The organism is Klebsiella sp. EMBS2024 (genome assembly GCF_036233805.1).
GTDB classification, from domain to species: Bacteria; Pseudomonadota; Gammaproteobacteria; order Enterobacterales; family Enterobacteriaceae; genus Klebsiella; species Klebsiella pneumoniae.
Map to the genome: position 1 here is coordinate 3,711,703 of NZ_JAZARW010000001.1, position 9,543 is coordinate 3,721,245.

At 57.3% G+C, this 9,543-nt stretch carries 9 protein-coding genes and 1 tRNA gene; 6 read left to right on the forward strand and 4 right to left on the reverse strand.

Translation table 11 applies throughout. The annotated features are described in order from the left end of the window. The 3 genes from VZP09_RS17040 to trmB form a co-directional block, all read right to left on the reverse strand. The coding region (locus VZP09_RS17040; RefSeq protein WP_154707026.1) for a DUF2884 domain-containing protein at positions 1-711 on the reverse strand (711 nt) is incomplete at its 3' end. A gap of 50 nt (positions 712-761) precedes the next feature. After that, complete coding sequence (locus VZP09_RS17045) at positions 762-1,088, reverse strand: YggL family protein (RefSeq protein ID WP_002916620.1); 327 nt, start codon at positions 1,086-1,088, stop codon at positions 762-764. Beyond that, a complete protein-coding gene (gene trmB, locus VZP09_RS17050; protein WP_002916627.1) occupies positions 1,088-1,807 on the reverse strand; it encodes a tRNA (guanosine(46)-N7)-methyltransferase TrmB in 720 nt (239 codons plus the stop codon). Before trmB ends, VZP09_RS17045 begins: the two co-directional genes overlap by 1 nt. Before the next feature lie 136 nt (positions 1,808-1,943). Between trmB and mutY the strand changes: the two genes are divergently transcribed. The 4 genes from mutY (at position 1,944) to VZP09_RS17070 (ending at position 5,883) form a co-directional block, all read left to right on the forward strand. Next, positions 1,944-3,002, forward strand: coding sequence for an A/G-specific adenine glycosylase (mutY, locus tag VZP09_RS17055; protein WP_002916628.1), 1,059 nt, complete (start codon positions 1,944-1,946; stop codon positions 3,000-3,002). Between the two features lie 28 nt (positions 3,003-3,030). Next, positions 3,031-3,306 carry an oxidative damage protection protein gene (locus VZP09_RS17060; protein WP_004105744.1) on the forward strand — a complete coding sequence of 92 codons (276 nt, stop codon included), beginning with the start codon at positions 3,031-3,033 and terminating at the stop codon, positions 3,304-3,306. Positions 3,307-3,355: 49 nt separating this feature from the next. After that, complete coding sequence (gene mltC / locus VZP09_RS17065; RefSeq protein WP_002916629.1) at positions 3,356-4,438, forward strand: membrane-bound lytic murein transglycosylase MltC; 1,083 nt, start codon at positions 3,356-3,358, stop codon at positions 4,436-4,438. A 191-nt stretch (positions 4,439-4,629) separates the two neighbouring features. Next, positions 4,630-5,883, forward strand: a complete 1,254-nt coding sequence (locus tag VZP09_RS17070) for a nucleoside permease (RefSeq protein WP_004144787.1) — start codon at positions 4,630-4,632, stop codon at positions 5,881-5,883. Between the two features lie 43 nt (positions 5,884-5,926). On the opposite strand, the gene VZP09_RS17075 is transcribed toward VZP09_RS17070, so the two are convergent. Then, positions 5,927-8,065, reverse strand: coding sequence for an ornithine decarboxylase (locus VZP09_RS17075; RefSeq protein WP_032415547.1), 2,139 nt, complete (start codon positions 8,063-8,065; stop codon positions 5,927-5,929). 419 nt (positions 8,066-8,484) lie between these two features. Between VZP09_RS17075 and VZP09_RS17080 the strand changes: the two genes are divergently transcribed. Further along, positions 8,485-9,198, forward strand: coding sequence for a DUF554 domain-containing protein (locus VZP09_RS17080; protein WP_002916694.1), 714 nt, complete (start codon positions 8,485-8,487; stop codon positions 9,196-9,198). Positions 9,199-9,303: 105 nt separating this feature from the next. Further along, positions 9,304-9,379, forward strand: a tRNA-Phe gene (locus tag VZP09_RS17085). The last annotated feature ends 164 nt before the right edge of the window (positions 9,380-9,543 follow it).

The following is a 9,543-nucleotide window of genomic DNA, read 5'->3' on the forward strand; positions in this document are numbered from 1 at the left end:
CGAGCCAACCAGCGCTTTGCGGCTGTCCTCCAGCGATACCACCCGGCTGCAAACATCTTTGCCGAACTGCTGGAAATCGGCCTCCTGGTTTTTCCATTCCTCCTGAATCGCCGTTTGCAGGCCGCCGAGGCTGCCGAGAATGCCCTGTAGCGGATTACCGCCGCCTTTGAGCACCGCTTTCGCCCCCATCTCGTTAATGCTGTCCTGCAGAATGCCGCCCATCGCCTGATTCACCAGCTGCTGGCCATCGGCGCGTACCTGGTCGATGGCTTTATAGTGGAAGGTCAGGCCATCGCTGCGGCGCTCAATTATGCGGTTCATCTGTTCTTTCAGCTGCGCATCCAGTTTGGTCAGGCGACCGTGCATGCTGCTGTTGGCGCCAACCTGTTCGGTAATGATTTTATCCAGCGCCTTGCGGCTTTTTTCGACTCGCGACCGCGCGCCTTCGTCAATCCACGGCAGGCTGCTGCGCAGGCTGGCCTGATAATCCTGCGCCTGTTCGCGCTGGGCGGCGCTGAGCGCATAGGCCTTGCCGTTAAAGGTCAGATTGCCGTCCGGCTTTATCACCAGATCGCCGTTTTCCCCTTTCACCTGCACCTGCTGCGGGCTGAGGATCACATCGTCACGCGGCGTGACGCTACACTGGTAGTCCGCATGGGCAGACAAAGCGGTGATGGAGAGCGCCACCGCCAGCAGCGTTTTACGCATCATAAAACTCCCTTAAGACAAAACGGGCCGGCAATTGCCGACCCTTGTCAAACTTAGTCCCACCAGACGTCAAAAAGTTCGCTGGTGCGCACATCCTCTAACTTACGCGCTTCCAGCCATTTGCGTACGATAGCCTGATGCTCTTCAGTGCACTTACCAATCTCCTGCATGCAGATGAGCCCTTCCCAGGAGAGATAACCGCTGCCGTCGAAGGCCAGCTTGTTCGGCTCTATCACCTCTTCGATCAGATCGTTGACCGTCTGGTCGATCTGCTCTTCGCTGGTCCCTTCCGGGAAACGCCAGGCGACGGAGAAGCCTAACTCCTGAAACTCATCGATATGCATTTTTTTACGCAGACGACGGCTACGATTCTTGGCCATTATTTCACCCTCTCGAACATTAAGTCCCATACGCCGTGGCCGAGACGATGGCCACGCTGTTCAAATTTGGTTACCGGGCGCGATTCCGGGCGCGGTACGTAATCGTTGCTTGCCGACTGGTTACGATAGCCTTCCAGCGAGGACATGACTTCCAGCATATGCACGGCATAAGCTTCCCAGTCGGTCGCCATATGGAAGACGCCGCCGAGCTTCAGCTTGCTTTTCACCAGCTCAGCGAAAGGCGGCTGCACGATACGACGTTTATTATGACGCGCTTTATGCCACGGATCAGGGAAAAACAGTTGCACCATATTCAGCGAGTTATCCGGGATCATGGTATGTAGCACTTCCACTGCATCGTGACACATTACGCGCAGGTTTTGTACGCCTTCTTCTTCCGCAGAAGCCAGACAAGCGCCAACGCCCGGGGAGTGTACTTCAATGCCGAGGAAATTCTGTTCCGGTTTGGCTTTCGCCATCGCCACCAGCGAGGCGCCCATCCCGAAGCCAATTTCTAAGGTGACCGGCGCGTCACGGCCAAACAGGGCGGCGAAATCGAGCGGCGCATCGTTGAATTCAACGCCCATTACCGGCCAAATGTTATCCAGCGCATGCTGCTGCCCTTTCGTCAGGCGGCCCTGGCGACGGACGAAGCTACGAATACGGCGCAGCGGGCGACCGTTTTCATCGAATTCCGGAGAGATGACGTCGTTTTTCATAAAAGTTTGGTCTGCTTGTGAATGTGTTCGGAAAACGGGCATTATCCAAAGTTACCCGGCGGATGCAAGGGTTTACAGCCACTCGCCCTTATGCTGCAATCTGCCCCCCTGTAATCGCGATCCCGGAGCCGTAGCTTTGACTTTTCTCGCCACGCAATTTTCAGCCCAGGTTCTGGACTGGTACGACAAATACGGGCGTAAAACCCTGCCCTGGCAAATCGCCAAGACGCCCTACAAAGTATGGCTCTCCGAAGTGATGTTGCAACAAACCCAGGTGACCACGGTAATCCCCTATTTTGAACGCTTTATGGCGCGTTTCCCCACGGTGGTGGATCTCGCCAACGCGCCGCTGGATGAAGTGCTGCATCTGTGGACCGGTCTGGGCTACTACGCGCGGGCGCGCAACTTACATAAAGCCGCACAGCAAGTCGCCACACTGCACGGCGGGGAATTCCCCCGGACCTTTGACGAAGTGGCGGCGCTGCCCGGCGTCGGGCGCTCAACGGCGGGGGCGATTTTATCCCTTTCGCTCGGTCAGCATTATCCGATTCTCGACGGCAACGTGAAGCGCGTGCTCGCCCGCTGCTATGCTGTCAGCGGCTGGCCGGGGAAAAAAGAGGTGGAAAAACGGCTGTGGGACATCAGCGAAGAGGTCACCCCGGCAGAGGGCGTCGAGCGCTTCAACCAGGCGATGATGGATCTCGGGGCAATGGTTTGTACCCGCTCGAAGCCGAAGTGCGAGCTGTGTCCGCTGAGCAACGGCTGCGTGGCCTACGCGAACCATTCATGGGCGGAATACCCGGGCAAAAAACCGAAGCAGACCCTCCCGGAACGCACCGGCTACTTCCTGCTGATGCAGCACGGCGACGAGGTGTTTCTTTCCCAGCGTCCGCCGGTGGGTCTGTGGGGCGGGTTGTTCTGTTTTCCGCAGTTTGCAGACGAAGCGGAGCTACGCGAGTGGCTGGCGCAGCGCCAGATAAAGGCCGATAATCTGACGCAATTAACCGCTTTTCGCCACACTTTCAGCCATTTCCACCTGGATATTGTGCCGATGTGGCTTACAGTGCACTCATCTGGCGCATGCATGGATGAAGGCAACGCACTCTGGTATAACTTAGCGCAGCCGCCGTCGGTCGGTCTGGCGGCCCCCGTGGAGCGCTTGTTGCAACAGCTAAAAGCCGGAGCGCCGGTATAAATTTTTCGGCTATCAAAGAGGATTAATTATGAGCAGAACCATTTTTTGTACCTTCCTGCAGCGTGAAGCGGACGGCCAGGATTTCCAGCTGTATCCGGGCGAGCTCGGAAAGCGTATTTACAACGAAATCTCCAAAGAAGCCTGGGCGCAGTGGCAGCACAAGCAGACCATGCTGATCAACGAGAAAAAGCTCAGCATGATGAACCCGGAGCACCGCAAACTGCTTGAGCAGGAGATGGTGCAGTTCCTGTTTGAAGGGAAAGATGTGCACATCGAAGGCTACACGCCGCCGGAAAAACAGTAAGGGCCCTGCGGCCTTTAAAAAAACAAACACAACACGCACGCCCGGAATGATGAAAAAATACTTAGCGCTCGCGCTGATTGCGCCGTTGCTCGTTTCGTGTTCCAGCTCCAATAAAAAAGGCGCCGAATACAACGAGGCCTGGGTCAAGGACACGAACGGATTCGATATTTTGATGGGCCAGTTCGCCCACAACATCGAGAACATTTGGGGGTACAACGAAGTCCTGCTCGCCGGGCCAAAGGACTACGTCAAGTACACCGACCAGTATCAAACCCGCAGCCACATCAACTTCGATGAAGGGACGATCACCGTCGAGACCATTGCCGGCACCGACCCTCGCGGACGACTGCGCCAGGCGATCGTCAAAACCCTGTTGATGGGCGATGACCCCAACTCCATTGACCTCTATTCCGATGTCGATGACATCCAGATCTCCAAAGAGCCGTTCCTCTATGGCCAGGTGGTGGATAACACCGGGGCGTCGATTCGCTGGGAGTGGCGCGCCGCGCGCTTTGCCGACTATCTGCTGCAAACCCGTCTGAAGAGCCGCAACAACGGCCTGCGCGTGGTCTACAGCATCACCATTAACCTGGTGCCGAACCACCTCGACAAACGTGCGCATAAATACCTCGGCATGGTGCGTCAGGCCTCGCGTAAGTATGGGGTTGATGAGTCGCTGATCCTCGCGATTATGCAGACCGAATCCTCCTTTAACCCCTATGCGGTCAGCCATGCCGACGCCATGGGGCTGATGCAGGTGGTCCAGCACAGCGCCGGCAGAGACGTCTTCCGCTCCCAGGGTAAATCCGGCCTGCCAAGCCGCAGCTATCTGTTTGACCCGGCGAATAACATCGACACCGGTACCGCCTACCTGGCGATGCTGAACAATGTTTACCTCGCCGGCATCGATAACCCCACCTCGCGTCGCTACGCGGTGATCACTGCCTATAACGGCGGCGCCGGCAGCGTACTGCGGGTCTTCTCCAGCGATAAAGTGCAGGCGGCCAATATTATCAACAGCATGGCGCCAGGGGACGTCTACCAGACGCTGACCACCCGCCATCCGTCGGCGGAATCGCGCCGCTATCTGTACAAAGTTAATACGGCGCAGAAAAGCTACCGCCGTAAATAGCCCTCCTCCCGACTCCGGCCTCAGCCCCGCGCTGAGGCCGCGCTTATTCTCCGCCATACTCTGTAATATCTTTCGGTTTTCTGCGGCAGTTAACAGAAGCATTAAGCTTGTGAATGATAGAATCGCATCAAAATAACGGGATTAATGTTATTTTAAAAACATAACAAGCCCACATTCGTGAGGATAACTACATGAATCTTAAGCTGCAGCTCAAAATACTGTCGTTCCTGCAGTTCTGCCTTTGGGGGAGCTGGCTCACCACGCTTGGCTCGTACATGTTTGTCACGCTGAAGTTTGACGGCGCGGCAATCGGCGCAGTGTATAGCTCGCTCGGTATCGCCGCGGTGTTGATGCCGACGCTGCTCGGCATCGTCGCCGATAAGTGGATCAGCGCCAAATGGGTATACGCCATCTGCCACCTGGTCGGCGCGTTAACGCTGTACCTCGCGGCGCAGGTCACCACGCCGGGCGAGATGTTCCTCGTGATCCTGCTTAACTCGCTGGCCTATATGCCGACGCTTGGCTTGATCAATACCATCTCCTACTACCGCCTGCAGTCGGCGGGGCTGGATATTGTCACCGATTTCCCGCCAATTCGTATCTGGGGCACCATCGGCTTTATCCTCGCCATGTGGGGCGTGAGCTTCTCCGGCTTTGAACTGAGCCATATGCAGCTGTACATTGGCGCGACGCTGTCGGTCCTGCTGACTCTGTTCACCCTGACGCTGCCGCATATTCCGGTCGCCAACGCCCAGCGCAATCAAAGCTGGACGGAGATGCTCGGCCTGAACGCTTTTGCACTGTTTAAAAACAAGCGTATGGCTATCTTCTTTATCTTCTCGATGATGCTCGGCGCCGAGCTGCAAATCACTAACATGTTCGGTAACACCTTCCTGCACAGCTTCGATAAAGATCCGCTGTTTGCCGGCAGCTTTATCGTCGAGCACGCGTCAGTGCTGATGTCGATTTCGCAGATTTCCGAAACGCTGTTTATCCTGACCATCCCATTCTTCCTTAGCCGCTACGGCATTAAGAACGTGATGCTTATCAGTATTGTGGCGTGGATGCTGCGCTTCGGCCTGTTCGCCTTTGGCGACCCGACGCCGTTCGGCACTGTACTGCTGGTGCTGTCGATGATCGTCTACGGCTGCGCCTTCGACTTCTTTAACATCTCCGGTTCGGTGTTCGTTGAGAAAGAGGTGCGCCCGGAAATCCGTGCCAGCGCTCAGGGGATGTTCCTGATGATGACCAACGGCTTCGGCTGTATTCTCGGCGGGATGGTGAGCGGCAAAGTCGTCGAACACTTTACCGTCGAGGGGATCACTGACTGGCAGAGCGTGTGGCTGATTTTCGCCGGCTATTCGCTGGTGCTGGCCTTTGCCTTCGTGGCGCTGTTCAAATACAAACACGTCAGACAACCGACCGCCGCCCAGCAGAGCGTGTGATCGGCAAAAGTAAAACGCCCCGCCTGTTCGGCGGGGCGTTTTTTTATCCCTTCAGCACGTAGCCATACAGCCGCTTAATGCCGTCCGGATCCGTCTCGCTGTAAACCCCCTGCAGCTCCGGCGAGAAGCCAGGCAGCATATTGACCCCCTCCTCCAGCGCGAGGAAATAGCGCAGCACGGCGCCGCCCCAGACCTCGCCGGGCACCACGCACAGCACGCCCGGCGGATACGGCAGCGCCCCCTCCGCCGCGACGCGGCCTTCCGCCTCGCTCAGACGCACCAGCTCAACGTTGCCGCGAATAAACTCGTGGTTGGCATCCTGGGGATTCATCACCACCCTTGGGAAGCTCCGTTTACGGAACATCTCTTTTTGCAGGCTCTTCACGTCAAAGCTAACGTACAGATCGTGCATCTCCTGGCACAGCTCGCGCAGGGTATAGTCGCGATAACGCACCGGATATTTGTTATAGATGGTCGGCAACACATCGGCCAGCGGCGTATCCGCTTCAATATGCTGTTCAAACTGCCCGAGCATCGCTACCAGCTGCGCCATTTTTTCGGCACTTTCCGCCGGCGTCAGCAGGAACAGAATCGAGTTGAGATCGCACTTCTCCGGCACGATGCCGTTTTCACGCAGATAATGCGCCAGAATAGTCGCCGGAATGCCGAACTCACTGTACTCCCCACTCTCCGCGTCGATGCCCGGGGTGGTCAGCAGCAGCTTGCACGGGTCGACAAAATACTGGTCGTCCGCGTAGCCTTCAAAACCATGCCAGCGCGCGTCGGGTTCGAAGCTGAAGAAGCGGCGCTCCCGGGCGATCGCCTCGGTCGGGTGATCCTGCCACGGGCGCCCCGCCACCGTCGGCGGAATAAAGGGCTGGATCATCTTGCAGTTAGCGATGATCGCTTTGCGCGCCTCGATGCCCAGCGCCACACACTCGGCCCACAGGCGGCGGCCGCTCTCGCCTTCATGAATTTTGGCGTTGACGTCCAGCGCGGCGAACAGCGGATAGAACGGGCTGGTGGAGGCATGCAGCATAAAGGCGTTATTCAGCCGCTTGTGCGGACAGAAACGCGCCTGGCCGCGCAGATGGTTATCCTTTTTATGGATCTGCGACGTCTGTGAGAAGCCGGCCTGCTGCTTGTGCACGGACTGGGTGACAAAAATACCCGGATCGTCGGGGGTCAGCTCCAGCAGCAGCGGCGAGCAGTCGGCCATCATTGGGATAAACTGCTCATAGCCCACCCACGCCGAGTCGAACAGGATGTAATCGCAGAGGTGGCCGATCTTATCCACCACCTGGCGGGCGTTATAGACCGTGCCGTCGTAGGTCCCCAGCTGGATCACCGCCAGACGAAACGGGCGGGAGGCATTGGCTTTCTCAGGCGCCGCTTCGCGGATGAGATCCCGCAGGTAATGCTCATCAAAGCAGCGCTCGTCAATGCCGCCGATAAAGCCGAACGGATTGCGCGCGGCTTCCAGGTAAACAGGCGTCGCCCCCGCCTGGATCAGCGCCCCGTGATGGTTTGACTTGTGGTTGTTGCGATCGAACAGCACCAGATCGCCGCGGGTCAACAGCGCGTTGGTCACGACTTTGTTGGCCGCCGAGGTGCCGTTGAGGACGAAGTAGGTTTTATCCGCGTTGAACACCTTCGCAGCGAACTTCTGCGCGTGCTTGGCCGATCCTTCGTGGATCAGCAGATCGCCTAATTTCACATCGGCGTTGCACATGTCGGCGCGAAAGACATTTTCGCCAAAAAAGTCATAGAACTGACGGCCTGCAGGGTGCTTTTTGAAAAACGCCCCGTGCTGATGCCCCGGACAGGCAAAGGTGCTGTTATCCATCTCGACGTACTGGGTCAGGGTATTGAAAAACGGCGGCAGCAGACGCGCTTCATAATCACAGGCCGCCGCCTCCAGCTCCAGCCACTCCTGATCTTTACCGGCGATCACCGCCTGCACCCCCTCCGGCTTGTCGACCGCCGTCTCACTCAGCAGGTAGACCGGCAGGTTAAATCCGCTACGCCTGAGGAGAGTAAGGATGCCGCTGCGACTGTCGGCCGCGGAGATGACGACTGCCGCCACATCGGTAAAATCGGTACTGTCCAGCGCCACAACGCGACGGTGGGTGGACAAGCGGGTGACCAGCTCGCAGCTGGCGGCAATGTGCATGGATTTCATAAGCGCAAATGCCCGTATCGGGAGTGTAAAAATCTCAGACAAGGGAGACCTTGCCCAACGATGTGTCCGGGTCTGACGGATTCAGCTCCGACCGCCGGACATCAGTAAAAGCAGACGCGTCCGATCTTACTGTTGCCCTACAGTGAGCATACGTGTCCTTCACCGCATGGTGAACAGAGGGGTAAGCGTAGCAAGATGAGGCAGCCCGCGCATCTGGGCGCGGCGTCGCTGGCGAGATAATGGCTGTGTCGTCATCGGCGGCCTCATATCAGGGAGGAGAAAATTCGCGCAATCATGGCACCTTTCCCGAACAGGCGCAAGATGAAAACCGTATGCACTTATATCACGGATACACAAGCTTTCCCGGTAAGTTAACGCCATAATAATGCGGTTATCAGGGATTTTTAACAGGAGTCAGCGTGGTTACAGGACCTTTCATTAACGCCAGCGCGGTGCTGGTCGGCGGTGTGCTGGGCGCCTTACTCAGCCAACGGTTGCCGGAACGGATCCGCACCGCAATGACCTCTATTTTTGGCCTGGCGTCATTGGGCATCGGCATTTTACTGGTCATTAAGTGCGCCAATCTGCCGGTGATGGTGCTGTCGACCCTGGTGGGGACGCTGCTCGGCGAAATATGCAATATGGAAAAAGGCATCAATACGCTGGTCAGTAAACTCCAGCAGTTGATGTCAGCGAAAGGCAAGAAAAAGGCTTCGGCTCATGAGTCTTATATTCAGAGCTATGTGGCGATTATCGTCCTGTTCTGCGCCAGCGGCACCGGCGTCTTCGGCGCCATGCGCGAAGGGATGACCGGCGACGCCAGCATTCTGATTGCCAAAGCGTTTCTCGACTTTTTCACCGCCACCATCTTCGCCTGCACCCTGGGCATTGCCGTCGCCGCCATCAGCGTACCGATGCTGCTTATCCAGCTGACTCTTGCAGCCTGCGCGGCGATCATTATGCCGCTTACCACGCCGATGATGCTGGCGGATTTCAGCGCCGTCGGCGGCATGCTGCTGGTGGCCACCGGGCTGCGCATCTGCGGGATAAAAATGTTTGCCGTAGTGAATATGCTGCCTGCGCTGGTGCTGGCGATGCCGATTTCCGCGGCCTGGACGCTGTTTTTTGCCTGAAAACGCGTGCTTTTAGCGCAATGTGGTGATAGATTGTTCAGTCTGCTGCAAAACAGATAAATTTCGTTGACGAGGCGCGGCGATTACGGTTTAATGCGCCCCGTTGCCCGGATAGCTCAGTCGGTAGAGCAGGGGATTGAAAATCCCCGTGTCCTTGGTTCGATTCCGAGTCCGGGCACCACTATTTAAAGAACCCGCCCAAAAGGCGGGTTTTTGCTTTTCTGTAGCCGGACTCTCCATCGAACTGCGTTCGATTATTCGCCGCACAGCGGCTCACCCCTTCGGGGCCAGCGCGACACGCGCGCTGTTCAACGCCTGCGGCGTTAGTCCGAGTCCGGGCACCAC

Bases quoted from the DNA above. Each gene is read 5' to 3' on its own strand.
- VZP09_RS17045 (WP_002916620.1), bottom strand. From the start codon at position 1,088: ATGGCCAAGAATCGTAGCCGTCGTCTGCGTAAAAAAATGCATATCGAT.
- VZP09_RS17075 (WP_032415547.1), bottom strand. From the start codon at position 8,065: ATGAAATCCATGCACATTGCCGCCAGCTGCGAGCTGGTCACCCGCTTG.
- trmB (WP_002916627.1), bottom strand. From the start codon at position 1,807: ATGAAAAACGACGTCATCTCTCCGGAATTCGATGAAAACGGTCGCCCG.
- mltC (WP_002916629.1), top strand. From the start codon at position 3,356: ATGAAAAAATACTTAGCGCTCGCGCTGATTGCGCCGTTGCTCGTTTCG.
- VZP09_RS17070 (WP_004144787.1), top strand. From the start codon at position 4,630: ATGAATCTTAAGCTGCAGCTCAAAATACTGTCGTTCCTGCAGTTCTGC.
- VZP09_RS17060 (WP_004105744.1), top strand. From the start codon at position 3,031: ATGAGCAGAACCATTTTTTGTACCTTCCTGCAGCGTGAAGCGGACGGC.